The 25,336-nt window shown below is 36.1% G+C and carries 21 protein-coding genes; 1 reads left to right on the top strand and 20 read right to left on the bottom strand.

Annotation, left to right across the window (positions count from 1 at the left end; genetic code table 11):
- Window position 1: 1 nt before the first annotated feature.
- From ACLV7W_RS05525 to ACLV7W_RS05430, 20 genes are all read right to left on the bottom strand, one after another.
- Window positions 2-1,552 (bottom strand): lipopolysaccharide biosynthesis protein, encoded by a 1,551-nt coding sequence (locus ACLV7W_RS05525; protein WP_411865590.1) that lies wholly within the window; start codon window positions 1,550-1,552, stop codon window positions 2-4.
- A complete protein-coding gene (locus ACLV7W_RS05520) occupies window positions 1,553-2,515 on the bottom strand; it encodes a capsular polysaccharide synthesis protein (RefSeq protein WP_411865589.1) in 963 nt (320 codons plus the stop codon).
- 5 nt (window positions 2,516-2,520) lie between these two features.
- On the bottom strand, window positions 2,521-3,516 hold the full coding sequence (locus ACLV7W_RS05515) for a sugar transferase (protein ID WP_150923056.1): 996 nt from the start codon (window positions 3,514-3,516) through the stop codon (window positions 2,521-2,523).
- Between the two features lies 1 nt (window position 3,517).
- A complete protein-coding gene (locus ACLV7W_RS05510; RefSeq protein WP_411865588.1) occupies window positions 3,518-4,492 on the bottom strand; it encodes a glycosyltransferase family 2 protein in 975 nt (324 codons plus the stop codon).
- Between the two features lie 13 nt (window positions 4,493-4,505).
- Entirely contained in the window at window positions 4,506-5,465 is a 960-nt protein-coding gene (locus ACLV7W_RS05505; RefSeq protein ID WP_411865587.1) for a glycosyltransferase family 2 protein, read from the bottom strand.
- Between the two features lie 55 nt (window positions 5,466-5,520).
- Complete coding sequence (locus ACLV7W_RS05500) at window positions 5,521-6,528, bottom strand: glycosyltransferase family 2 protein (RefSeq protein ID WP_411865586.1); 1,008 nt, start codon at window positions 6,526-6,528, stop codon at window positions 5,521-5,523.
- A 25-nt stretch (window positions 6,529-6,553) separates the two neighbouring features.
- A complete protein-coding gene (locus ACLV7W_RS05495; protein WP_261065784.1) occupies window positions 6,554-7,534 on the bottom strand; it encodes a glycosyltransferase family 2 protein in 981 nt (326 codons plus the stop codon).
- Between the two features lie 14 nt (window positions 7,535-7,548).
- Complete coding sequence (locus ACLV7W_RS05490; RefSeq protein WP_411865585.1) at window positions 7,549-8,658, bottom strand: CDP-glycerol glycerophosphotransferase family protein; 1,110 nt, start codon at window positions 8,656-8,658, stop codon at window positions 7,549-7,551.
- A complete protein-coding gene (locus ACLV7W_RS05485; RefSeq protein WP_411865584.1) occupies window positions 8,655-9,734 on the bottom strand; it encodes a glycosyltransferase in 1,080 nt (359 codons plus the stop codon). The genes ACLV7W_RS05490 and ACLV7W_RS05485 overlap by 4 nt, the downstream gene beginning before the upstream one ends.
- Window position 9,735: 1 nt before the next feature.
- Window positions 9,736-10,134 (bottom strand): glycerol-3-phosphate cytidylyltransferase, encoded by a 399-nt coding sequence (gene tagD / locus ACLV7W_RS05480; protein ID WP_049544612.1) that lies wholly within the window; start codon window positions 10,132-10,134, stop codon window positions 9,736-9,738.
- On the bottom strand, window positions 10,131-10,964 hold the full coding sequence (locus ACLV7W_RS05475) for a glycosyltransferase (protein ID WP_411865583.1): 834 nt from the start codon (window positions 10,962-10,964) through the stop codon (window positions 10,131-10,133). The genes tagD and ACLV7W_RS05475 overlap by 4 nt, the downstream gene beginning before the upstream one ends.
- 16 nt (window positions 10,965-10,980) lie before the next feature.
- On the bottom strand, window positions 10,981-12,081 hold the full coding sequence (locus tag ACLV7W_RS05470; RefSeq protein WP_411865582.1) for an EpsG family protein: 1,101 nt from the start codon (window positions 12,079-12,081) through the stop codon (window positions 10,981-10,983).
- Between the two features lie 30 nt (window positions 12,082-12,111).
- Complete coding sequence (locus tag ACLV7W_RS05465) at window positions 12,112-12,765, bottom strand: CpsD/CapB family tyrosine-protein kinase (protein WP_045611653.1); 654 nt, start codon at window positions 12,763-12,765, stop codon at window positions 12,112-12,114.
- A 1-nt stretch (window position 12,766) separates the two neighbouring features.
- On the bottom strand, window positions 12,767-13,315 hold the full coding sequence (locus tag ACLV7W_RS05460; protein ID WP_228112187.1) for a YveK family protein: 549 nt from the start codon (window positions 13,313-13,315) through the stop codon (window positions 12,767-12,769).
- 198 nt (window positions 13,316-13,513) lie between these two features.
- The gene (locus ACLV7W_RS05455) at window positions 13,514-14,089 is read right to left on the bottom strand and encodes a sugar transferase (protein ID WP_052691054.1); all 576 of its coding nucleotides are present in this window, start codon (window positions 14,087-14,089) and stop codon (window positions 13,514-13,516) included.
- A 241-nt stretch (window positions 14,090-14,330) separates the two neighbouring features.
- On the bottom strand, window positions 14,331-15,062 hold the full coding sequence (cps4B, locus tag ACLV7W_RS05450) for a capsular polysaccharide biosynthesis protein Cps4B (RefSeq protein ID WP_060628350.1): 732 nt from the start codon (window positions 15,060-15,062) through the stop codon (window positions 14,331-14,333).
- Window positions 15,063-15,382: 320 nt separating this feature from the next.
- Entirely contained in the window at window positions 15,383-16,561 is a 1,179-nt protein-coding gene (locus ACLV7W_RS05445; RefSeq protein ID WP_411865581.1) for a hypothetical protein, read from the bottom strand.
- 17 nt (window positions 16,562-16,578) lie between these two features.
- Window positions 16,579-20,229 carry a helicase-exonuclease AddAB subunit AddA gene (addA, locus tag ACLV7W_RS05440; protein ID WP_411865580.1) on the bottom strand — a complete coding sequence of 1,217 codons (3,651 nt, stop codon included), beginning with the start codon at window positions 20,227-20,229 and terminating at the stop codon, window positions 16,579-16,581.
- The gene (rexB, locus tag ACLV7W_RS05435) at window positions 20,226-23,501 is read right to left on the bottom strand and encodes an ATP-dependent nuclease subunit B (protein ID WP_411865579.1); all 3,276 of its coding nucleotides are present in this window, start codon (window positions 23,499-23,501) and stop codon (window positions 20,226-20,228) included. The genes addA and rexB overlap by 4 nt, the downstream gene beginning before the upstream one ends.
- Window positions 23,502-23,630: 129 nt before the next feature.
- Entirely contained in the window at window positions 23,631-24,302 is a 672-nt protein-coding gene (locus ACLV7W_RS05430; protein ID WP_411865578.1) for a CPBP family intramembrane glutamic endopeptidase, read from the bottom strand.
- A 207-nt stretch (window positions 24,303-24,509) separates the two neighbouring features.
- Between ACLV7W_RS05430 and ACLV7W_RS05425 the strand changes: the two genes are divergently transcribed.
- Complete coding sequence (locus tag ACLV7W_RS05425; RefSeq protein ID WP_411865577.1) at window positions 24,510-25,319, top strand: HAD family hydrolase; 810 nt, start codon at window positions 24,510-24,512, stop codon at window positions 25,317-25,319.
- Window positions 25,320-25,336: the final 17 nt, after the last annotated feature.

Below are 25,336 nucleotides of genomic sequence, written 5' to 3'. Positions count from 1 at the left end.
CTTATTTTTTTAACTTTAATACTTTTTGAATCATCAAAATGATTTGTCTACCACCTTCATGATTTCTAAATAGGAAAACGTAGCTACCTAACACTGTCAAATAAAGGACGATTTTGATGATCAAACCAAAAATAAAATCTAGCTGAGTTAAGAGTAAGTTATCCAGTAAACTCAAAAGTAGAAAGCTTATCCCTGCGACAGTGAAATCTTGTAACAATGTTTTAAAAAAGTCCTTTGAGGAAGCTTTCAATCCATACTTAAAGGCGCTATAGGGTTCATACCATGTACAGGTCAAGACTGTTGAACAAATCGTACCCAATAAAATTCCAGATACCCCTAAATCTAAAATCACTAAAAAGTAGAGTGAAAGGGAAATATTTAATAAAATCTCGACGATAACTTTTTTATTTTGCTCATAACTTAAGCCATAGACTGAAATCAACGTTAGAATCGGTCTTCTATAAAAAGTTAGGAAAAGATGAAGGACAATCAAAATCTCAACTGTACGATTAAATGAAAAACTCTCACCTAACCAGATAGTCATAAATGGATGAATGAACATTAAATAGCCTAAGCTAGCAAAATAAATCAGGCTAAAAGCAATAAATTGGAATTTATTTAGGAATTTAACCATATCTGCTACTGTCGTAGATTCCGAATGGACTAAGTTACCTACGGAAGAAACAACTGAATTAATCATAGTATTTAAAATCAGTGAAATAAATCCTAAAACATAGGTATAATTCCCATAAATACCTATAGCTGCTAAGCTGACAAAACTTGCCATTAGAATACTATCTGTTTGAAAAACAATGGTTTCTCCAATACTACCGACTATATTTCCTTTGATATTTCGGATAAATTTTCCTTTTTCCTCCTGATTAATGGGTGTTATCTCATTCTTAAACAAGTAACCATACAATCTATCTACAATCCCCGACATGATGATATTCCCTATAAAATTCATGATGATACTGATCAATAGATAAAAGATATAATTTTTGGTAAAGAATAAAATTCCGATTTGCAAGCATACACGAAGCGTATTTAATCCAAAGTCAATCAAAGTCATCATATAATTACGCTGATCGACATAAAGCAAGGTTCGTTTATAGGAGAAAAAATAGCTAGAAGCAGAATTAAAAACAAAGAGGAAAAAGATCAAATATACTTCACTATTTACCGTATAATCCTTTATCATATAAGGAAGAAATAAAGAAAGTATAGCGCCCAGTATAAAAATAGAAAAGCCAATGATTCTATATAATTTTTTGAAAAGAATCATAAAGGCATTGATTTTTCCATGCTCTTCTCTAACTAAGGGACCATATAAGGCATAGCTCATGGCTCCAGCAACCCCTAATTCTGCCAAAGACAGAATAGAAACTAAGCTAGACAAATAATTGTTTAATCCTAGATAGGTTACCCCAAGTAAATTGATAAAAATAGTTCGATTGATAAAGCCAAGAAGGACTTGAAAAGGTTGCAATGCAAGAGCAATACTCGTATTTAAGGTGGCAAATTCGGTTCTACTTTTTTTCGTGTATTTCATCTATTCCTTTAATTTTCCTTGTAAAAGTTGATCGAGATAACTTCCTGGAAGGACTTCTTCTTTCTTGATTTTATAAGTCGTTTTCAAAATCGGTGTTGTTTTTAATACTTCTTCCCATTCCTTTTCATCAAAAAGATCATGGGCATGGTCTCTTAAAAACCAAACACGCTCAGCTGGTGATAGAATAGGTAATCTATCCACTAAGTTTTCAAAATAAGGATTGCACTTATATTCGGACAAAATAAAATAATCCATCATTAGGTAATAAATAAAGACTGGATATTTACGAACATAGTAAAGATATAAATCCCGAATATGTTTAAAATAAGGCTTGCCTTTTTTTCCTGCTAGAAAGAAACCTGCCCATTTAAAGTCACCAACAGTTCGTTCCATTTGATTTGTTCGTATAGGTGGATGATTCAGAGTAAAAAAGTCCCCTTCAAACATTTCTAAAGTTGCATAGGGAGATACAAATAAGGTTGCATCCATCCAAATTCCACCATATTGATATAAGAGGCTAAAACGAATAATATCTGAATAATGCGCAGCTGATAATTCTTTTTTCTTGTATTTTTCGGTGATGTCTGCTGGAATATTGATGAAATCCGCCAGATTTTCATCCGTCAACAAATAGAATTCACAGTCATTTCTTTTGGCGAAGTCTTTTATGGTCTTTATTGAAGTCTGGACTGTCTCAGGCATTTGAGCTTCTCCCTGTTGCCACATTGTCCAAATTATTTTCGGAAATTCTGTTGTTTCTTCTTCTTTTTCATTACTCGAATCAACTAGTTGTGCTTCTTTTCTTAATTTTAGTACAAAATCCAAAAGAATCTTTCTACGAAAATCATAAAACATCTTGTCAGATTTTTGTGCAAGAAAGTAAATAAATGTTAGTTTAAGGCCATAATATTTTAAAATTTGACGATAGCGAGCCATTTTTTTTTGTAAGGTTTGTAGTTTCATAAACTCTACAAATTCCTTTCACATTTTTCTAAAGCTGTTTTTAGAAAATATCCGTTACGAAGTTTCTCTCCTACTATTTTACTATTTTTAATCAGCTCTTGAAAATCTTCTTCATCAATCGAGTTTAAACAATCTGCAATTTCAAATAATGAATCAACAAGTATTCCACAATGGTTTTTTCGTACAAACTCCGCTAAAGCAGATTGGCTCCATACAATAATCGGAAAACCTGATGCTAAATATAAAGAGGCTTTATGCGGGTTATTCATCTTTAAATATTCTCCATACATTCCACTACAAGTATGGGGGCTATCTCCATCCCAGACTAAGCCAAAACCGCCATGCAAGTGATTAGAAAGTTCATCAGGAGAAAAAGCACCATTATAATGAACGTTTGAAGGAAGATTCTCCTCTTCAAAATTAATCCCATAAATAGAAAATTCAGGACTTTCAGGTAATTGTCTTGCATATTTTGTTTTTCGAATATCAAAATTTCCAGCAACTATAACCGTATTTTTCTCATAAGTTTTCTTCTCTTCATAATTTGAAATCAAATAATCAAATATCTCTAAGGAAACAATCTTCTCTTCCGGTATTCCCAATCGAACAAGTTCACTTTTCATCTTTTCGTTATGAGCGATAATACCGTCGACTTTTTCAAGGACTGTTTTATTTTGTAAATAATGGATAATAGAGTACTTGAAATCTGTAAACGACTTGATGTTTTTGTTTCTCAGGGACTCGATATCGTGAATCAGCAAATAAGCTTTGAATGTTCTATTTTTCAAAAATCTCGTTAAAATTTGTTTTTTTAAGGAATCCCATAATAACGGAAATTGAAGAACTAACACATCATTTTTTGTCAAAGTGATGGGATTTGAATCATTATTTAGGGAAAAAGGTTGATATCCTGCTTCTAGCATTATTTTTTCAGCATCTAATCTTGCTTTAGATCCTGCATGTTTGGCTTCTGCGTAAAATTCTTTTAAGTAATAATTCATACTACTTCAACCCTCTCCAAAATCTTTTTACAATATATTTTTCAAATCTCCATTGAATGGCTCCAACAACTCTTGAAATGAAGACAATCTTTTGAGGGAATAATCGATAGGCTCTCATTAAAAATGAGCGACTTGAACTTTTAGCGTAACGATTCAGGTACTCGACATATTTTTCTTGATAGGGATTTCCCTCAAATATACGATAGTCGACAAGGTGCATCAAAACTAAATGGAATAAGCGACGTTGTACGTATGGGAGTGAGTCAGCATTTCCTTCATATAGTTGCTCCACTTTATCACAAATCGTAAACAAATCCAAATTTTTCAAACTAAATTCGCGATTCATAATACTACCAGAACGCACGCGATAATAATATCCTGTATAATCAATTTTCACTATTTTATGTATCTGTTTTAAGATTCCCATTCCGCCATACACATCTTCATAAAATAGACCTTCTAAAAATGGAAAATTGAGAATCACTTGTCTTCGAAAAAGTTTAGCGACTGCATTCAAACGGACAATATTATCTTCACATAAAGAGACTAAAGCTTCTTTAGCATTTCCTTGAAAAATTATTTTGACATTCTCGGGAGAAGGGATTTCTATTTCTTTTTTATCATTTGTATACCAACATTCTACGATGTCCATTTCTTCTGAAGTCATGTGCCTTAATAATTGCTCCAACATATCGTCTTTAATGACATCATCGCTGTCTACAAAAGTGATAAATTCGCCTTTAGATTCAGTCATACCACGATTACGAGCGCCACTTAATCCTTTATTTGCTTGATTGATTAAGTGAAAACGACTGTCCAACCTACAATATCTCTCACAAATTTCTTTTGAAGCATCTGTTGAACCGTCATTGACTAAAATCACTTCAATATTGTTATAAGTTTGACACTGAATACTATCTAAACATTCTTCTAGATACTCTTCAACATTATAAACAGGTACAATGACACTAATCATAAATAGGCTCCTATTAAATTTTCCATTTTTTTCGAATGTCTAAATATCTTAAATATAAAGGATAAAATACACTTAAAAAATATTTTGGTGAGTAACTATACCATCTTAATAATTTACTAGATTTAAAAATATCTGATGATTTCTTAGCTATTTCGGCATATTTATGAATCTCATCAACATATAACTGATAATATGGATGTCCAACTCTTATGTTATACTTTTTAAAATGTCCAATACCGACTAAAAATAACATATTCCCTACATAAGGTAACCAATTATCTTCTCTAAAGTTCTCTAATAATTTTTCTCCAACTTTAAAAATATCAAGATTCTTTTCTGAATATGTCTGATTCATCGTACTAGAAGTATGATATCGATAATAATAACCAATATAGTTAATTTTTCTCATTTTATGAATATATTTTAAAGAGACGATTCCAGTATAAAAATCTTCATAAATTAAATTTTCTAAAAACGGAACTTTCTCCACTATTTCACGACGATAGAGTTTTGCGACTGGACTCCAACTTACTCCATGATTAAAACATTCATATAAGGCTTCATTTGAATCTAATTCTTTAACACCAATTTCTTTTCCTTCGGAATTTAAACAATGAATATCCTCGGTTATATTACATTCTACAATATCAATTCCATCAGACATATACTTCTTTAATTGTGTCAACAAATCAAACTTTACTATATCGTCACTATCAATAAAAACGATGAATTCTCCTGTAGACTCAGCAACGCCTCTATTTCTTGCAATACTCTGTCCTTGGTTTTCCTGATTTATTAAGCGAAAACGAGAATCTTTCCTACAATATTCCTCACAAATTTCTTTTGAGTAATCAGTAGATCCATCATTGACTAAAATAACTTCAAAATCTGTGAAAGTTTGCTGCCTTATACTCTCTATACATTCTTCCAAGTATTCTTCCACATTATAAACGGGGACGATAATGCTAATCATTTTTATTCTGACATCTCCTTTAAAATTTAGTGTATTACCCTATATATTCAGGCAATCAATTTTTTCCTATATGTAATTTATCATTTAGATGATTCATTACTTTTTTAGTAGATATCCAAATCTTTTGTATACTTGTATAAATGGGATGAGTAATCGTTGTATAATATTTTGGAGCAAGTAAGTACAGTCGCAATAAACGATATTTCTGGACAACTTCCTTGGATTGCTTTGCTATAAAAGCAGCGTTTCGAATAAAACCTTCATATAAATCGACATATGGATTCTTCTTATTTATCCCATCTTTTAAATAGTGTCCATGACCTATATAAAACATAAAATATCCAATATAAGGAAGCATATCTTCATCATCTTTAAAAGAATCTATTAACTGATTTCCCACTTTAAAAATATCTAAATCTTTTTCATTAAAGGATTTTGTCATAGTACTATTGGGACGAACACGATAGTAATAACCGATATAATCAACAATTACTATTTTTCGAATATGTTTTAAATAATTTATTCCTGTAAAGACATCTTCATAAATATAACCTTCTAAAAATGGAACTTTTTCAACAATTTCTCTTCTATATAATTTCGTAAAAGCACAAAACTTCACTTCTTTAAACGCAATACAATTAAGAATTGCTTTTTTAGCATTTCCTTCGAATGCAATTGTAGAAGTTCTATTAAGAAAGAACTCTTCTTTATTTCTTGTCATTCTACATTCTACGATATCTACATCCATCTTCATGTAAGGAAGTAATACTTCTAACACGCTTATATTGATCACATCATCGCTATCCACAAACATAATATATTGCCCAACAGATTCTTTAACACCTCGGTTTCTGGCAACACTCTGTCCTTGATTTTCTTGATTAATCAATCTAAAGCGACTATCTTTTTCGCAATATTGTTCACAGATTTCTCTTGAACCATCGGTTGAACCATCGTTTACTAAGATGACTTCAATGTCTGTAAAACTTTGCTGCCTTATACTTTCTAAACATTCTTCTAAATATTCTTCCACATTATAAACGGGCACGATAACGCTAATCATAAAATAATTTCCTTCTCATTTATGTTTATTCATCTAGCTTTACTTCTTTAATGCCATTTTTGAATTTCCAAATTGCGTAATAGAGCGGGAATACAATTGAATTATAATATTTTGGGCAAACATTATAGAGCTTAATCAAACGTGACGATCTAGCTAAGTCTGGATTTTTCTTGGTGATAGTTACATAGTCGGCCAATTTCTGATTATAGACTTCTGTATATGGATTTCCTTTTTGAATATAGTCTTGATAATGCATGGTCGCTACATGAACTAGGTATTTACCAATATAAGGAAGAAGTTCTCCCCTATCAGAATACAAGTCTATTAATTTATCGCTGACAGTAAATACATCTAGATTTTTCTCGGTAAATTTTCGATGCATGGTACTAGTCGCGTGTTGACGGTAATAATATCCTACATAATCGATTTTAACAATCTTTCGGATATATTTAAGCATACCAATGCCACTATAAATATCTTCAAAAATGAGCTCTTCTAAGTAGGGGACAGCTTCGACAATAGCTCTTCTATAAAGCTTTGTGACTGGATTGACACTTAGTAGATGGTTAGGGACTACTTTCACTGCTTCTTCAGAATTTCCTTCAAAAATGATTTTGATATCTTGAGAATTTTCTGCCAAGAATTTCTTTTTATGTACGGTGAACTGACTTTCTACAATATCAACGTCACTACTCATATAGTGCATTAAGGTTTCTAAATAATTCGCTAGAATAATGTCATCACTATCTACAAATGCAATAAACTCCCCTCTTGAAGCTGCCACACCCGTATTTCGTGCAACACTTTGTCCTTGGTTGGTTTGATTCATTAATCGGAAACGCTTATCTGCTTGGCAATAACGCTCACAAATAGCTTGTGAACCATCTGTTGAACCATCATTGACTAAAAGGACTTCAAAATCTGTGTAGGTTTGGTTTTGAATGCTATCTAAACATTCTTCCAGATAAGTTTCCACATTATAAACAGGTACGATTACACTAATCATTCTATATCCTAACCTTATTTCCTTAATCCAATTTCATCCAAAAGTGTCTTTGTAAAATCTTTTTGAATGGCATTTACCTTGTTATTGACTTTTTTTCGTTCGTCAATATAAGGATCTTCAGATTTCATGACATTCTCTAGAAAGTCTAATAAGTCATGCGAATCACGAATGACACTTCCCACCATTAAACTCTTCACATCTTCAAACACAAAGCCTCTTTTTTCCTTGTATTCCTCATAATCATTAATCGTAAATGCAACTGGCCTATTTAATAAATAATAATCTAAAAATACTGAAGAATAATCTGTAATCAATGCACTGGTTGTTCCTAAAAAGGTATATAAAGTCCCATATTGCTCACTAATGATATCTTCTGTCAATAGATGAATCGTCGAAGCATTCATTTCAAATTTCAACTGAGATTCCTCAAGAGGATGGAGTTTAATATAAAGTTGATAGCCATAGTTTGAGAGTAGTTCTTCAATGTTTTGAAAATCCTCTTCTTCTAATGAAAAAATCAATGCTGCTTGGCTATCATGATAGTTTTTAGAATTACGGTAGGTTGGCATCCAGATAATTTTCTTCTCTTCTTTCTCTTTAAAGAGTTCATCATTTCGAATATTACCAACAAGAAGCATCTGCTCGTCTTTAGCATTAAAGGCTGCTTTCATAATTGGAGTAAATAAATCTGAAGAAGAGACTAATTTTGTAAAGAAATTATAGTCAATCTTTTCCATGCCAACTTCAAGATTGCCAATTTTTTTCAAGGGCATTCCATGCCACAAGTTGACAACCATCTGCTTTGAAGCAGGCTTTACAGGATACTTGCCAAAAGAATAGAAAAAATATTTAGATGTTAAAAAATAAAAGAAACCTCGATAAATTGAAACATACTTTATATCATTCTCTTTTTCTAAATGATAAAAATCATTTGAAGCACAAACGATCTCATATGTTTCCTGATAGTCATTATCCACTAAATAGTGATAAAGTGTTCTAAGATTATCTCTGAACCCCCAATTAGAATAGAGAACAATTCTGTTCCTTTTCTTGGGAATCATTTTATTTATTTTATAAGTAAAATCACTTACTTTGAACAGTAAGGGTTTTAAATAGTTGATCATTCTCTTTTTAAACCTTGCTTATAAATTTCTTTTAAATTTTGAACATTTTCTTCAATGTCAAACGGCTTTAGGTGTTCATTTAGCTGTCGTTGTTTCTTCTTGATAGGCGCCTTTTTTATGTAGTTTACCCATTTAGCCTTATCTAGAGGCATGGCTGTGCAAAGTTCACTAACGATCTGAGTTGTTGGATCAATCGTTTCATTCATGAGAATATCGACTCCAGAACACTGAGCCTCTACCAGCACGATTGGGAAACCTTCATACAAAGAAGGAAAGGCAAAGATATCAAAGGCTGAATAAAACTTATGAACATCTTCTCTTTTTCCTGTAAAGATGATATTCTTCACTTCCTTACTTTTCTCTTCTAAAATGGCACGATCTGGACCTTCACCAACAAAGACAAAGGTAACGTCAGGTAATTCTTTAGCAACTTCAATCAAAAAACTCTGATTCTTGAAAGGATTTAAAATACCAATCATCCCTACTACTTTTTGATGTTCAGCTATATGAAACTCTTTGCGAATCTCTTCTCGAAAAGTCGGAGAAAAGCGATACTTATCGATGTCAATTGCATTTGGAAGGATTTGAAAGGATTTCTTTCCAAATATCTTCAGTCCAGCTAATTGGCCACAAGAGACACGATGGGTCGCATTTTTCAAAGCCAAAAAGACCAAAAATCGATTGCGAATACTTTTCAACCAAGTATCTGAAAATTGGCTACTATGATTGTGGTAAATCCTAACTGGGACACCATTTTTTCGAGCATAGTAATTATGTATAAAAGCGGTTATAGGATTATGGACATGGAGAATATCAATCTTATTCGTTTCATAAAAGTGTCGGCACTCTCTCGCATAGGCAAATAGTTTAGAAATCTGTAGGGCAGGAAATACAATGCGTTTGATTTCTTTTTCATCTAGGTATTGATTAAATGGGAAATGAGCGTCGCCATTTGACTCGCCAACCATATATTCAAATTCTTGATCATCAGTTGGGATATGATTCTTTATAAAACTTTGTACCCCGCTCATGGTATTCCTTACACCACCTGTTACATGTATGACTTGATATTTCATCCTAGTTTCCTTGATTCAAATCATTCTTTATCTTAGAGGTTGAAATTTCTTTTGTTCGTGGTAGGTAAACAACCTCTATCCCCATATCACTTAAATAATCAAACTTGCCCTGCCAATCATCTCCAATGACAAAGACATCAGCATGATACTTTTCGATGTCTGAGATTTTTTGATCCCAATTTTCTTCTGGTATGACAAGATCCACATATCTGATAGCCTCTAATAGCGATTTTCTTTTTTCGTAATCGAAATAACATTCTTTATTTTTTTCTAGTCTATTAAATTCATTGGTGGATAATCCTACAATCAAATAATCTCCCAAAGCTTTTGCCCTTTTTAAGAGATTAATATGACCATAATGCAATAAATCAAATGTTCCGTATGTAATGACTCTCTTCATATCTTCCTAACCACCTCTACATCTTCTCTCATTTTTTTCCTATAGACCCATTTCCTAACTGAATTCGGAAGAATTCGAACCGCATTACGAAGGAAAATATTTCTAAGAAATTCTACTAGACTAATGTCTCTTCTGCGATAAAAATCTAATTGGAGCATAAAGTCAGTCTTTACATACAGGAAACCGCCCCTCCGCAGATAGCTTGAATCATTTGTCTGCATGACTACTAAAGGTTCCTGGATATTCAAAAAATCCTTAGTTGGATTATCGTGTAACAATCTCATTGTGAGGTCATAATCCTCTAGGTAACGGAATTTACGATAATTACCAGCCTTCAAGATATACTCTTTTTTCATCATACTCGATGGATTATTAAAGGGATTTCTCATTTTCGAATATTGACGAATTTCGGCTGTAGTTTCTGGTACTTTCTTTAAAGCGGTAAACTCTGTATTTTTTTCTAGGATATTGGAACCAACCATAATGAGGTTGGGATTTTTTTCAAAGGCAGCTGCTTGCTTTTCAAACCTTGTTTCTAGAGAATAATCATCACTGTCCATTCTAGCAATGAATTCTGTTTGGCATTGATTGACTCCAAAGAGAGAGGCTGGTCCTGAGCCTAAATTTTCAGGTAAATGAAAAACTTTTAAAATCGGAATCTCTCTCTGCAACTTTTGGATTTCTATTTCTAACTCTTCAGTCAATTCGCCATCACAAACTAAAATGATTTCTGTCGGTTTAAGGGTCTGCTGATAAGAACTTAGTAAACTTTTCCTTAAATTTGTAGGAGTCTCTTTTTTATAGACTGTCGTTAGAACTGAAAATTTCATTTTATAACTCCTAAACCTAATTTCCAAATAACCAATCTACAATAACCGAACGGTAGGGAACGACATGGTACCAGTCAGTTTTAAAGTAAACAATGACTAGAAAGATTGAAGCATAAACCAATATCACCAAATAAAATAAAATCCACTGAACTTTTTTTTCACCTATTTTAGATAAAATCATTGGGATATATAGGCAAATAAAGGGTGTAAAGTAGTGTGCGAATCTACCAAAAAGGCTTGTTTGCAAAGTTGACGCAGTAAATAAAATGGAGATAAAGAACAAAGTTCTTATAAATTCTTCTTCAGTCGATAATTTCTGTTTTCTAATCACTAGTTCTCCCAAAAGCAGAACTATACCATACCAAATTGTTAAAAATATTGGTGCCCATTTATTGCTTTCCAAAAACCATGATGATTCCAGATAGGAAGTATACTGAGGGAAGAAAGAAATAAAGATAGTTGCAATTTGTTTGATAAAAGGTAAGATGATTAGAAATGCAAGGAACACAAATTGGTATATTCTTTTATTTAAAACGATTTTTTTAAGGGGGAAAAACAAGAGGCAGACGATACCAGATGTATGAAATAAGGGAGTTAGTAAGATAAATACCCATGCTAAAATCTTCTTGTTTTTTACTACGTAGTGAAACCCTAAAAAACTTAAAGCGATCGCTAGACCTTGCCTGATATTTGATAAAGAATAAAAAAAGAGTCCTAACGAGCTGAAGTAAATCAGTAAACTCATGTAAACATTTTTAGAATGCTTATAAAGCACAAGAAACCAGGCAATTAAAGTTATAAAGGCATAGGAAAATAATAAAAATGGATAGTGCTCACTAAAGTTTCTTAGGAAAATATTACTTACTAAATAACCAAGTTCAAATCGAGAACGAAATAGATTTGATAAATCCGGAAGTTGTAAATGATTTGATTCAAAAATATGGATATAAGTTCCTAAGTCTCCTCCGACGCTAGAAGTACGAAAACCCGCAATGATTAAAAAAAAGAAAAAAGTCGGAAGAACAAGGAAACCTAACTCTTTTACTTTATCCTCATATTTTAATGAGAAAAAGGCAAGGAAAGAGATGTAGACGAACATTAAAAGATAGATTGTCATTTTTTCTCTCCTGCCTTTCAAATAGTTAGTTTAATAATAGTAATAATAGGTATCTTTATGTGAATCAATTTTATTCATTATCACACCAAGTAGTCTAGCTCCAACATGGTCTAATCTTCTTTTTGCTTCTATTATTTGTCGTCGTTTTGATTTTTTGATATCTACTACCAGAAGGGTAGCATCCGAAATACTGGCTAAAACTTGGGCATCAGTTGCTGCTAGCAAGGGAGGTGTATCGATAATGACATAGTCATAAAAATCCTCAAATGCTTTAAGTGTTTCATCCATAGAAGAACTAGCTAACATCTCAGAAGGATTAGGCGGAACAGGTCCTGAAGTCAGTACATCTAAATTCACATCATTTATCGTCAAATGATTAATAGAATCTACTCCTGACTTCTTTAATAGAAAGGTACTGAGTCCTTCAGTGTTATTTAGCTCGGTTAATTTATGTTGAGTTGGTTTACGCATATCCGCGTCTATGATAATCACTCTTTTCCCCTGTTGGGCCAAAGAAGCGGCAAGATTGATACTGACTTCACTCTTGCCTTCATTGGGGTTGGCACTTGTAACGACAATGATTTTAATATTTTTTCCAAATTCTGAGAACTGAAGATTACTCCTTAAAGTTCTAAAGGACTCAGCTACGATGGATTTACTGTTATGAATAACTTCGATATGCATGTCACTCACCTCTTCTCTTTCTCTCTATAGTCGGAATCATCCCGAGAACAGGTGTTCCCACTAACTCTTCCAAGTCTTCGTAAGAATCAATCGAATCACTCAGTACATATTTGATGAAAATAACATTAAATCCTACAAAAGAAAATACTAGAATAGATACAAGAAGATTCTTCCATAGAACGGGATAAACTGGAGAATCACTTCCCAGTGCTTCTGTAACAACTGACAAGTTGTCGCGCCCTAATCTATCTGCTGTAAATTTCTTGTACTGAGACACATACTCTTTAATATAACGTTCAGCTAAATTTCGATCTAGTCCTCTCACTGTTATTGTGACCAACTGAGAACCTGAGTCATTTGTTAATTTAACAGACTTGATTTTTGAAATTTCATCTGGTGATAAGCTTAATGCTTTATTGGTCTCATCTTTTACAGGGGGAAGATCTGCTATCTCTAAATAAGTCTTAGCTTGTCTTTGAAAGAGGTTTATAGCTTCAATCGTTTGCGCATCATTATTTTGCCCATTTGTTTGACTTGAAGTGTTCTTCATTATGAGCTTAGAGGATACACTGTATATAGGAGAAATGATAAAAACAGTATATAGACCAACTGCTGTCGTCCCTACTATAGTAAATAGAAGTAAAAATAGTAGTTTGCTTTTTATCAAAGAAAAAACTCTATTAATATTTTTATTAAAAATAGTCATATTATTGTTTGTTTCCTTTTATTTATTTTTTCTTTCTTAGAACTACCTAGATCCGTTCCCGGTAACCATCACTTTAATTGTTTTTAATAGTATAAGAAAATCTAACTTGATACTTTCGTGATTGATATAGAATAGATCGTAGACTAATTTATCTTTAGGAGTTAATTCATAACCACCATTTACTTGAGCCCATCCTGTGATTCCTGGGCGGACAGCTAAACGTTCATTAAAATTAGGGATATCTTTCAAAAATTCATTGATAAACTCTGGTCGTTCTGGTCGTGGTCCAATAATGGACATCTCACCTTTAATTACATTAATGATTTGTGGTAATTCATCAATTCGTGTTTTACGAATAAAACGTCCAACTTTTGTAATGCGTGTATCATTTTTGCTCGCCCATTTATGACCATTCTTTTCAGCATCTTGATACATGGATCGGAGTTTATAAATTGAAAAACTTTGTCCATTTAAACCAATTCGTTCTTGTATATAAATAGGATTACCACTTGATTCGATTACAATAAAGATACATGCTATTAAACAAATCGGGATAATTAATAGTAATGAGGGTATAGAAATTAGAAGACCTATAATTCTCTTAATTCTCCTATACATAAGCATCATTCTCCTAGAAAAAACTAAGGCGCACACATATATATGCGTGCGCCACTCACTACGTTGATGCATATATATATATATATATATATATATATAGTCCTGAGTATAAAAAGCTAGAACTAATAAAAATATGTATATTTACCAAGAATTAAATCATACAGTTCAATATAACATAAAAAAATAAGATTTTCAAGCTTACGTGATTAAAATACAGGAAATATACCTAAATTAAATGTTGCTAAATATTTTTGTTCGATATAATCAACTGAGGATTTACTAAAAATAATTCTTCTGCTCTTTCCTTTCCATACTGATGACTAATTGCGTCAAATGCTTGCTTCATATATGGTGGTCTTGAGCTTAGATTATGCATATCGCTAGCCACACAGTGAACTAGATTATAGGATAGAAAATACTGAGCTCTTTTTTTGAGTAAGCGATACTTATCCCCAAACATTTTAGGCTTAAGAACACTTGAACTATTTATTTGAGTATAACATCCCATATCTATCAGCTCTTTAACTCTTTTTTCATTTTTTTCTAGTTCAGCATAGCGTTCAATATGGGCAATGACAGGTCTAATACCTAACAATAAAACTTTATTTACTGCATTGCGGATTTCCCAATAGGGGGTGGTCGGGCTGAATTCAATCAAAGCATATTGTGTATCGTTCAGAGTAGGAATCTGCTTGCTTTCCAATTTGTCAAGAGCATCTTGGGTGAAGTATATTTCAGCTCCATATAAAAGAGTTAAGTCAGGCAGTTCTTTCTTAGCAAGTGCTTGAACCTCTTTAAAGTTGGTCATAATTGTATCTTCTGGAGTTTCAAACATATTTTTACGACGATGTGAAGTGGATACAATTGTACGAACTCCCTGTGAAAAAGCTTCTTTCAGAAGAGCTAGGCTTTCTTCAATTGTGCTTGGTCCATCATCTACACCAAAAACAATGTGAGAGTGGATATCAATCATGTAATATTTCCTTATATAATAGAGTTTTAGTTACTGTAATAAATAATTCCTGCATTTATATATAAGTATTTAGAATAACCTATAAATATTGGTTTATACAGTTTGTTTTCCTGATGTTATTATACTACGAAACATTAAAATAAGCTACTTATAATTAAGTCTCTCATAATTAAGTCTCTCATAATATTTTAAAAGTTATCCAGTATAATAAAGCATATATAAATAAGCGTGTTTTGTTTTCGAATAAATCTGTTGAGAATAATAATGACACTGACTATTAAAACTAACACCTACCATGGCATTTCCACGGCAGGTGTTACTTATATCAATAATCGTTCTAAAAATGGTTTGATGCAGTTGAGAAGAATTCCATCTATCCAGCTTTCTTGTGCTGAGGATAGATGGTCTGTCTGAAGGCTTTCTTTTAAAAAGTCTCGGACTTGTTCTGGTGAGATTTCAAACTCAAAAGCTTTCATTTTATAGAAAAAGTCGATGAGATGTTCTGACAGATACTCGTTTGAAAAGGGAACTTCGCCACTTTTTCGATATTCTAATAAGAGCCTAAAAAATCGGGCTTTTTCTTCAGGAAGCTCACGAAAATAGGAATTGAGGAGCCAGGTCTGCTTCTGCTTTCTTTCTATTGGATCCTGACCTGAAATTCGTTGGTCTTTTTCCAGCTCTTTTTGGTATTGTTTGGTCTTGATAGCCCGTTCTGTTCGATTTTTACCAAAAAGAATTTTCTCCCACTTGCGTTCTTCTTGGGTTAGGGTTTCTGTAAAGCCAAAGTAATTTTGATAGGCCCGCTCTGCCGGCCCCATGGCTAAGACCAGATTGTCTGCATATTGCTTGGCAATTTTATCCCTCTTCTTGCGCTCTTTCTCTGCTTGGATACGGAGTTCTTGTTCGTAGTCAATTTTCTCCTTGCCTAGCTTGACAAGGTAGAGTTGGTCATCTGATTTCCCAAGTAAAAAGGGTTTGATACACTTTTCAAGGACTTCTTCCATACGAGCCTTCTTCTTAGGCTCAGCCTTGGTCCAACTTCCTCCTTGAAAGACTTCTAGGAAGAGCTGGTAGTCTCTCTCAGGCGCAAATTGATTACCGCGATTGGGTTTGAAAACACCTTTTTCCCAGAGCCATTTTAGAAGGCGCTCGTCAAAATCACTTTTATTGACCTTGATTTTTTCCTTTTTCTGAGCTTTTCTGGTTAGATTTTCAACCTTTCTGAGCAATTTTTCTTCCTCTTCTAGTTGCTGGTCAAGGGTCAATCGATGAAAATGCCGAACACAATCGCTACCGATCGGAAAGAGGCGTTGGCCGGTGACACCGTTAAAGAGTTCGTAGGCGTACTTGATGGCATTTCCACAGACACAATTGCTACGGCCGATACCGTTAAAAATCAAGGAAACTTCATTCCATTCCTTGGTAGCTTGTTCCCAAGTATCAGCTTTTGAAGCTTGTAAAACCGCATCGTGTAGGGATTTTCTAACTGGAAGTGTCATGAGGTCTCCTTTCTAGATTATACTTTCACAACTTGAACCTCGTCTTTACCGAGTAAAATCAAGTATTTTTCAATATTTTCAATCGAATAGGATCGTGATAAAGCTTCTCCGTATAGGGATAACTGACCACGATAACGGTCTATGAGTTGACTTGGTTCATCATAGCGGTCTGTCTTATAGTCGAACAGAACCATTTTGTCTTCATAAAGTAGATAACCATCAAGGATACCACGGACAACAAAGTCTTCCTGACTCTTTTGGTCTCGTTTGAGCATGGAGAAAGGTTGCTCGCGATAAAGATGGTTGGTATTAGCGAGAATTTCCTGACCGAGTGCTGTGTCAAAGAATGCAAGAATTTTCGAAAGATTAATCTTGTCTTTGACAGCTGGGCTGGTTTGAACTTGTTTGAGAGTTTCTGTCAGGCTAGCAAGCGTTGGTCGCTGACTGAGGTCAATTCTCTGCATGAGTTCGTGGGTAGCACTACCAATCTCAGCTCCTGTTACCTTTTCTTTGGTTGAAAAATCTGGCAAATCAAAGTTGATTTTCTTGTCTACTGACTGGCCTTGACCAGCAATCTCGACACCTTCCATATCCATAACTGGTTCGTAGAATTTCTTGATTTGACTTGGGGTTTGAACACTAGGAAGTTCAATGGCTGCGCGGTGAAGAGTATTATAAACTTCAACTTCTTTCAGCATTTCAAGAGCTTCTTTAATGGTATTTGACTGACGATTGTCTGCTTGGGAGCTATCTTGGAGAGGACTTTTGTTTTCCAACTCACCGATAGCTTCTATAGTCAGCTGATCTTCACCAACAAAACGATAACAAAAGTTGAGATTATCCTTTGCAAACACTTTGCTGATAGCCCAAATCCAATCTTGGAAATTCCTTGCTTGAAGTCTAGTGTTGCTATTTAGTTTTCTATTTTTAGCTGCTGGGTATTCTTTGGCTTCTAGCTTTTCACGAGAACCCTTGCCGACAAGATAGAGCTTTTTCTCAGCCCTCGTCATAGCAACATACAGCAGACGCATTTGCTCTGAATAGCTTGCCAGCTGTAATTCCTCTTCGTTCTGCCTATAGGTCAGACTAGGAATGGAGAGTTTGATGCTTTTAGGATAGTGATCTTCCACTGCTCCCGTCTCCATCTTGGCGATATATTTGACACCTAGACCGTTTTTACGGCTGAGAATGACTTCTGACATAGAGTCTTGCTTGTTGAAATCTTGATCCATATTGAGGATAAAGACATAAGGAAACTCCAACCCTTTACTCTTGTGGATGGTCATGAGCTCTACTGCATCTTTTGGCGGTGCGACAGCCACGCTTGCCAAATCGTGCTGGGCTTCCAAGACTTGGTCAATCATACGAATAAAACGCGACAAACCTTTGAAATTGCTCTTTTCAAATTGATCAGCACGCAGTGCTAGGGCATAGAGATTGGCCTGTCTAGCAGGACCATTTGGCAAAGCCCCCACATAATCATAATAAAAACGGTCGTTATAAATCTTCCAAATCAGGTCATAGAGGGAGTGGGTTTTGGCATACAGACGCCAAGAATCCAAGATATTCATGAATTGATTTAGTTTATCAGCTAGAGCTGAGTGAATCAAGACTTTTTGGCTACTTACCTGTTTTTGAGCATTTACTAGTTTCTCATAGAGATTTTCGTTGACTTTATCCTCTGCTTTCTGAAGAGATAAACGTGCTAACTCGTCCTCATCAAAGCCAAACATAGGAGACTTCATAAGGGCAACCAAGGCGTAGTCTTGCAGGGGATTATGAATGACACGAAGGGTGTCTAGCATGACTTGCACTTCTAGGGATTGGAGATAATTGTTTTGCTCTCCGTCAGTTTTGACAGGAATTCCGTACTCAGACAGGGCGAGAAGAATCTGGTCATTACGACTGCGGCTGGAGGTCAGAAGGGCAATTTCTTTAAAAGCCACACCTTTTTCCTGATGAAGTTTAAGGATTTCCTTGATAACTAAGCGCATTTCCCCTGTTAATTTCGTTTCTGCTTGGCTCTCTTCTTCCTCACCTGTATCGTCCTTGTCGTAGATGAGAAATTCTGCCTTGTTGTCTGGATTGGGAGTCAGTTTGGTATTGGCAAAAACAAGCTGGTGCATGTTATCATAGTTGATTTCGCCGACCTCTTGGTCCATAAGGCGTTCAAAAACATCATTGGTTGCTGACAGCACTTCTGAACTACTACGGAAATTTTCCTTGAGGAGAATCAGCTTGCCATCTTTTGGATTTTGCGCATAGCGTTGGAACTTTTCATTGAAAATCTGCGGGTCTGCCTGACGGAAACGATAGATAGACTGCTTGATATCCCCCACCATAAAGCGATTGTGACCATTCGACAGCAATTCCAACATCCGTTCTTGAATGTGGTTGGTATCCTGATACTCATCGACCATGACTTCGTGGAAGCGATCCTGATAAGCCTCACGAACTTGCGGGAAATTCTCTAAAATCTCAATGGTGTAATGACTGATATCAGCGAATTCAAAGGCGTTTTCCTGGCGCTTACGTTCACGATACGCTTCCACAAAATCACTCATGAAAGATTGGAAGGTTTTAGCTAGTTCCCATGTGTCTTGATGATAACGTTCTTGATAGTCGAGAATGGTTATCTGGTCTGACAGTTGTCCTAGTTTAGCAAACTGGGACTTTCTTTCTTCGTTGTAGACATCAGCCAGTGGCTTCAAATCAGCCTTACGGCTGGCATTAGTCAGAGATCGACCGTTTTTCTCTTTCGAAATTGCGACAACACGCGCAAGCATCGCTTGATAATCCTGACTATCGGATTCCTGATTCAAGGAGCCAATTTCATCCAGAATCAACTGGACATTTTCTAAATAAGCTGCCTTGGGAAACTCCTTGGCATCATTATCCAGATGATAACGGAAAAAGCTTTCCAAATCCCAAAGGGCTTGCTGGATTTGTGTGGTCAGTTTTTCTTTTTCACTGCTAAAATCAGCTTTCTCAAAGCCTTTGAGGAAAGATTCACTCAGCCATTTCTGAGGATTGCTGGTGGATTGGAGGAAGTCATAGATTTTATAGACTTGCTGGCGTAGCCCTCGTTCATCTTTTCCACGTCCAGCAAAGTTTTTCAGCAAATGACTAAAGGTCTCTTTCTGTTTACCTTGGTAATGGGCTTCAAAGACCTCATGAAATACTTCGTTTTTTAGAAGAAGTTGCTCGCTTTGGTTTTGTAAAATCCTGAAATTAGGCGCAATATCAATCAGATAGCCATGTTTACCAAGGAATTTTTGTGTGAAAGAGTCCATGGTTCCGATGGCTGCGTTGGGTAGGTCTGCCAACTGACGACCCAAGTGTTGTTTGAGGTCGACATCACTACTTTCTTGAATTTGTTGGCTAATTTTTTTCTCTAAACGTTCCTTAAGTTCAGTCGCAGCCTTGACGGTAAAGGTTGAGATAAAGAGTTGAGAAATTTCGACACCACGCGCTAATTGGTCCAGAATACGCTCGGCCATGACAAAGGTTTTCCCAGAACCAGCCGACGCTGAAACGAGGATATTCTGACCAGAAGTATAGATAGCTTCGATTTGCTCGGCAGTTTTCTTTTGTTCCTTGCTCGAATTTGCTTCTGCTTCTTGCAGTTTTTGAATTTCCTCCTCAGTTAACAAGGGAATGGGCTTCATCGATTCAACTCCTCTCTTATTTTTTCAAACCAAGCTTGCTTGAGTTTTTCTCCGACCAGACGTTTGCCATCAGCTAGATCTAACTTCTCTAGGAAACGGGCTTGACCCAAATGGTAATTGGCTTCAAAGCCTGTGATGGCTTGGTGTTGGTGAACATACGGTGCAATACTTCTGCCGTTTTCAGTATAAGGGTTAATGGCGAACTGACCTTCTAAAATTTTCTCAGCTGCTTTCTTGTAAAGATGGGCATTGTAGTCCAGTAGGAGCTGGAATTCCTCATCCGTCAGCTGATTGGCCTTGTTTTTATTGTAAAATTCGCCCAAATGACTGCTTTCTTTTTCTAAAAAGAGGCCTTGGTATTTCATTGACTTGCTAGCTTCTACTACTGCACCTGCCAGACTTTTAACGGCCATCAGAGATTGGACAGGCTCAGCCATTTCCAAGTACATGGCACCAAAAAAGTTCTGCTCCCCTTCTCTTTTTAAGGCGGCTAGATAAGTTGGCAACTGGGAATTGAGCCCATTAAAAAAATGAGGAAACTGGAACTGAGTCAGACTCGATTTGTAGTCTACCACTCCAATCGCCCCATCAGCTTTCAATCGGTCAATGCGGTCAACCTTTCCTCGTACAAAGACACTGCGTCCATTGTCCAATTGAATAAAAGCCTGCTCTTTTCCACCAAAATTTGCTTCTTCTTTGATGGTTTCGATGGCTGGATTGTGTCGGAGAATATGTCCAGTTGTGCGAGCTACATCAAGTAGAACTTCCTTGGTAAACTGGGCTTCTAAACTTTCTTGATAAATAGCCTCAAATTCGCGTTCCTGACTGGTTTCTTGGATAGCTTGTTCCAAACGTTGGTCAAAGGAATCTTCGTCAGACAATTGCAAGGCACGTTCAAAAATACGGTGCAAGAAATTCCCATGACTACGAGCATCAGGACGCAGGCGTAATTCTTCTTGCAAGCCTAAAACATAACGAAGAAAATAACTGTATTCATTGCGATAAAACTCCGTCAAACCAGAGGTAGACAGGTAAAACTCCTTGTCAGCTGGATAGAGAGCTTGTAAGGTATCCTTGGCTAAGGGCTTGCTGCTTGGGCTTGTTGGGAGGGCAGGATTTTCCAAACCTTGCTGGTCTAGTTTTTTACCCATGACACGCGCCAGAACCTTAATAAATGTCAAATCTTGCTCAGTCTCACTCATCTCGCTCTGCTGGTGATAGGCAACCAGACTGGACAAAAGACTGTGATAGGACCCCATATCCTCCTTAGACAGCCCTTTGTGATTCATCCTCTTCTCTTTTCGACTAAATCCAAAATGGACCAACTCTTGAAGATAGGCAGATTCCTTACTTTCACTTTCGTTAAAAAGGCTTGGAGCCGACAAGACCAACTGCTTACGAGCAGAATTGACCAAGGAAAGCATAGTATAGCGATTTTTCTTGAGGTTTTCACTGCTGGCAATCAGCAATTGCGCTCCCTCATCAGTCGTTTGGTTTAAATTTTGTCTTTCTTCGTCTGTCAAAAGACTGGTGTTTTGAGCAATTTTTGGTAAATTATCCTGAGTCAGCCCAATGGCGTAGACAAAGTCAGCAGTCAGAGGAGCAATCAAATCGTAACTCTGCACCAGAACAGTGTCCACTGTCGCTGGAATAGTGCGATACTGAGATAGACTCATCCCAGAATGAAGCAAGGCAAGGAAGTCCTCTAGATTAACTTGCGAACCAGCAAAAACGGTCGTAAATTGTTCTAAAACATGACAGAAAGCCTTCCAAACTTCTGCTTGTCTTTCCTGTTCTAGGACTTCCATAGTGGCTGTCAAATCTTGGAGTTGATTAGTCACAGCTCCTTCTTTTAGAAAAGAGTTCCACTTTTGCAAGAGATTTTCAGCCTTCTGTTTTCGACTGGCAAAGAGAGTTTCAAGAGGGGTTAAAATACGCAGACGAAAAGCATTTAAACGGTCTAAATCAAATTTTCCGTGGTGGGATTTGGTGAAGGCTTGCTGAAAGGCTGGCAAGCCATTGATACCAAGATAGCGGATATATTGCTCAAAAGCATCAATATCAGCCTGACTAAGGTCGGTATATAGACCTGTTCTAAGAAGGTTTATCAAATCCTCCTGACGGAAACGATAGCGTTTTAAAGCTAAAATAGACTCGACAAACTGAGTTAAAGGGTGGTGCGCCATGGATTCGCTTCTACCAAGATAGAAAGGAATCTGATACTGGTCAAAAATGGTTTTGAGAGATAACTGATAAGAAGCTACATCCCCCAAGAGAATACGAAAATGCTTGTAGCTCAGGTCTGAGTTCTCATGTAATTTCTGACGAATGCTACGGGCTACCGACTCTAACTCTTCTTTTTGCGTCAAGCAAGACCAGATTTGTAAGTTCTCACGGTCCTTATCATCGACATCCAAAGCAAGTTCTGAAAAATCATAATAAGACTCCAGCAAACGAGAGGCCTTGTCAAAACTATCTATCTTCTTATGAGTTTGAGAACAATCCAGAGCTGGAGTTTGGTATTTAGAGGCTAGATGATGGAGAAACTCCACACTGGCTTGGTAGAGATTTCCCTCGCTAAAAGGACTGGCATAAGCTTTCTTACTAGCATAAGCCCCAATAACAATCTCAACACCCTTGCCGTGAAGTAAGTCCACAATTCGCTCTTCTTCGGAAGAAAAACGGGTAAATCCATCAATAACCAAGGCGATTTGAGTAAAATCACTACTAACTTTGTCATTCTCAATAGCCTCAATCAAATGGGACAACTGACTTCCCTGAGCTAACTGCCCTTGGTTAAGATAGGCCGTTACTTTCTCAAAAATCAAGAGTAAGTCTTCTCGCTTGTCCTCATCCGTCAAACTCTCCAAGTCCAAAAAACTCATTTGAGCTGTCGTCATCTCATGATAAAGATCAATCAACTGCTGGATAAATTGAGGATCCTGCTTGATAGCTCCATAAACACGTAAATCCTTAGGATCAAGTTCGGCAAGGCATTTGTAAAAGGCCATCCCAAGACCGATGTCATCTAGACTGGTCTTGGCAGGCAAGTCATTCAAGATCAGATAACGAGCCATTTGAGCAAAGCGCGTGACGGTAATCGCAAAAGAAGCCTGCTGGGACAAGCATTCCAGCACGGCGCGTTCCTTTTCAAAAGAAAGAGAGTTGGGGGCAATGTAGAAGACTCGCTTGCCAGCAGCAACTAGCTCCTCTGCATCTCTAGTTAGAATTTCTGTCAAAGAAGTCCGAATATCAGTATAAAGTAATTTCATCTCTGCCTCGTTGGAATTTTTCATTACCTTTTATTATACCATGATTAGCCAGCCAAGTCTGAAAATAATCAGTTCTTGCTCACCTGTTGAAAAGAAAATGCCGGAAAGTTCCGACATTGTTTTAGTAAGCTAACTTCCTGAAAATAGGAGTAACCACACATTCCAGAAGGCAGTAATATTGATGAAAATATGAACTAGTATTGGATAGTAGAGACTTTTTGTCATGCGATACAATAGAGCAAAAATAAGCCCTCCACTAGCATAAATGAAAAAAGCAAGAGGTGTTAAAGCGAAATTGATATGAATATAACCGAAAATAATAGCAGAAAGCAAGACATCTCCGTACCAAGGCGAGTTTTTGAAAAAGGTTGTCATAAGCACACCGCGATAAATCAATTCCTCAGCAATAGGGCCGATGAAGCAAGCTATGAGCAAGAAATAGGGTAATTCCTGTCTCCCTATCATTTCTATCGTTTCATTCAAAGAGATTTGATTTGAAGTCGAGGGTATGAAATAAGACAAGAAGAAGTCCGACATATACGAAATGATGTAGGCCAGTAAAAGGTAGATAAAGTACCTCAGCTGCCACTTGAAATGAAAAGTTTTCTTTCCTGCAAAAACTAGTAGATAGATGACCGCTAATAAAAGAACTCCACTTTCCATCAAAAGCAGAATCTGAAAAAAATCACGACTTGCTGGTAGATAGGACTTTGCGAGATGATTGAAAAGCCTCCAAAACCAAGTTGATTTGTAAAAAATTAGGGACAATGCTAGTAAAATCTGAATAATCCGTTTTTTCATATTAAATCCTCTGTTTTCCTTGACTAGATTATTGAATATTAACTGTATAACAAGTTTAGTATAGCATATATTGGCGAAATATCCTCTTCAAGTCATGAATTATTATCAAAACATCTTAAACTGTAAAATCAATTAGCCCCAAGCTTCCTGTCAATTTCTTCTCCAAAATATGCTATAATAATACCAAAAGATAAAGAAGGAAGACCTATGATTAAACTACTAGCCTTGGATATGGACGGAACCCTCCTCAATGAAGCCAAGGAAATTCCACAAGCTCACATTACTGCTATTCACCAAGCTATTGAAAAAGGTGTCAAACTGGTACTTTGTACGGGTCGCCCCCTTTTCGGTGTTCTCCCCTACTATCAAAAACTGGGGCTTGATCTCCAGAATGAGTATGTGATTGTTAACAACGGTTGTTCAACTCACCAGACAAGTGACTGGGGACTAGTTGACTGGCAAGAACTTAGTCCAGCTGATATCGAATACCTCTATGACCTAGCAGAAAAAAGTGATGTTCAGTTGACTCTTTTTGATGAGGAACATTATTTTGTCCTCGGTGGTAAGCCCAATCAAGTCATCCAAAATGATGCCGAGCTAGTCTTCTCGGACTTAACTGAAATTTCACTAGAGGAAGCCACCAGTGGCAAGTATCGTATGTTCCAAGGTATGTTTTTAGGAACAGAGAGCCAAACAAACGATTTTGAGCAACGTTTTGCTGAGGAACTCTGTCAACGATTTAGCGGAGTTCGTTCGCAGCCTGTCATTTATGAAGCTATGCCACTTGGTACGACAAAGGCTACTGCTCTTTCTCGACTAGCAGAGATTTTGAAGATTGATTCCTCAGAAATCATGGCCATGGGCGATGCCAATAACGATATCGAAATGCTCCAGTTTGCAGGGTTGGGCATTGCTATGGGAAATGCCAGCGATTATGTCAAATCTCTTGCGGATGCCGTTACAGCCAGCAACGAAGAAGACGGCGTTGCGCGTGCCATTGAGAAATATATTTTATAATTAAGAAGCCCAGCCCA

It is taken from the genome of Streptococcus mitis (assembly GCF_965111735.1).
In the GTDB taxonomy this organism is placed as follows: Bacteria; Bacillota; Bacilli; order Lactobacillales; family Streptococcaceae; genus Streptococcus; species Streptococcus mitis_DR.
This window is presented reverse-complemented; position numbering and strand designations above follow the sequence as displayed.

Excerpts from the sequence above, each read along its gene's own strand:
- ACLV7W_RS05445 (WP_411865581.1), bottom strand. The coding sequence starts at position 16,561 with ATGACACTTCCAGTTAGAAAATCCCTACACGATGCGGTTTTACAAGCT.
- ACLV7W_RS05500 (WP_411865586.1), bottom strand. The coding sequence starts at position 6,528 with ATGATTAGCGTTATCGTGCCCGTTTATAATGTGGAAGAATATTTAGAA.
- ACLV7W_RS05430 (WP_411865578.1), bottom strand. The coding sequence starts at position 24,302 with ATGAAAAAACGGATTATTCAGATTTTACTAGCATTGTCCCTAATTTTT.
- tagD (WP_049544612.1), bottom strand. The coding sequence starts at position 10,134 with ATGAAGAGAGTCATTACATACGGAACATTTGATTTATTGCATTATGGT.
- cps4B (WP_060628350.1), bottom strand. The coding sequence starts at position 15,062 with ATGATTGATATCCACTCTCACATTGTTTTTGGTGTAGATGATGGACCA.
- ACLV7W_RS05525 (WP_411865590.1), bottom strand. The coding sequence starts at position 1,552 with ATGAAATACACGAAAAAAAGTAGAACCGAATTTGCCACCTTAAATACG.
- addA (WP_411865580.1), bottom strand. The coding sequence starts at position 20,229 with ATGAAGCCCATTCCCTTGTTAACTGAGGAGGAAATTCAAAAACTGCAA.
- ACLV7W_RS05515 (WP_150923056.1), bottom strand. The coding sequence starts at position 3,516 with ATGAATTATTACTTAAAAGAATTTTACGCAGAAGCCAAACATGCAGGA.
- ACLV7W_RS05510 (WP_411865588.1), bottom strand. The coding sequence starts at position 4,492 with ATGATTAGTGTCATTGTACCTGTTTATAATGTTGAAGAGTATCTAGAA.
- ACLV7W_RS05475 (WP_411865583.1), bottom strand. The coding sequence starts at position 10,964 with ATGAAATTTTCAGTTCTAACGACAGTCTATAAAAAAGAGACTCCTACA.
- rexB (WP_411865579.1), bottom strand. The coding sequence starts at position 23,501 with ATGAAATTACTTTATACTGATATTCGGACTTCTTTGACAGAAATTCTA.
- ACLV7W_RS05490 (WP_411865585.1), bottom strand. The coding sequence starts at position 8,658 with ATGATCAACTATTTAAAACCCTTACTGTTCAAAGTAAGTGATTTTACT.
- ACLV7W_RS05465 (WP_045611653.1), bottom strand. The coding sequence starts at position 12,765 with ATGCATATCGAAGTTATTCATAACAGTAAATCCATCGTAGCTGAGTCC.
- ACLV7W_RS05455 (WP_052691054.1), bottom strand. The coding sequence starts at position 14,089 with ATGTATAGGAGAATTAAGAGAATTATAGGTCTTCTAATTTCTATACCC.
- ACLV7W_RS05520 (WP_411865589.1), bottom strand. The coding sequence starts at position 2,515 with ATGAAACTACAAACCTTACAAAAAAAAATGGCTCGCTATCGTCAAATT.
- ACLV7W_RS05425 (WP_411865577.1), top strand. The coding sequence starts at position 24,510 with ATGATTAAACTACTAGCCTTGGATATGGACGGAACCCTCCTCAATGAA.
- ACLV7W_RS05470 (WP_411865582.1), bottom strand. The coding sequence starts at position 12,081 with ATGACAATCTATCTTTTAATGTTCGTCTACATCTCTTTCCTTGCCTTT.
- ACLV7W_RS05505 (WP_411865587.1), bottom strand. The coding sequence starts at position 5,465 with ATGATTAGCATTATCGTCCCCGTTTATAATGTGGAAGAATACTTGGAA.
- ACLV7W_RS05460 (WP_228112187.1), bottom strand. The coding sequence starts at position 13,315 with ATGAAGAACACTTCAAGTCAAACAAATGGGCAAAATAATGATGCGCAA.
- ACLV7W_RS05495 (WP_261065784.1), bottom strand. The coding sequence starts at position 7,534 with ATGATTAGTGTAATCGTACCTGTTTATAATGTGGAAACTTATCTGGAA.
- ACLV7W_RS05485 (WP_411865584.1), bottom strand. The coding sequence starts at position 9,734 with ATGAAATATCAAGTCATACATGTAACAGGTGGTGTAAGGAATACCATG.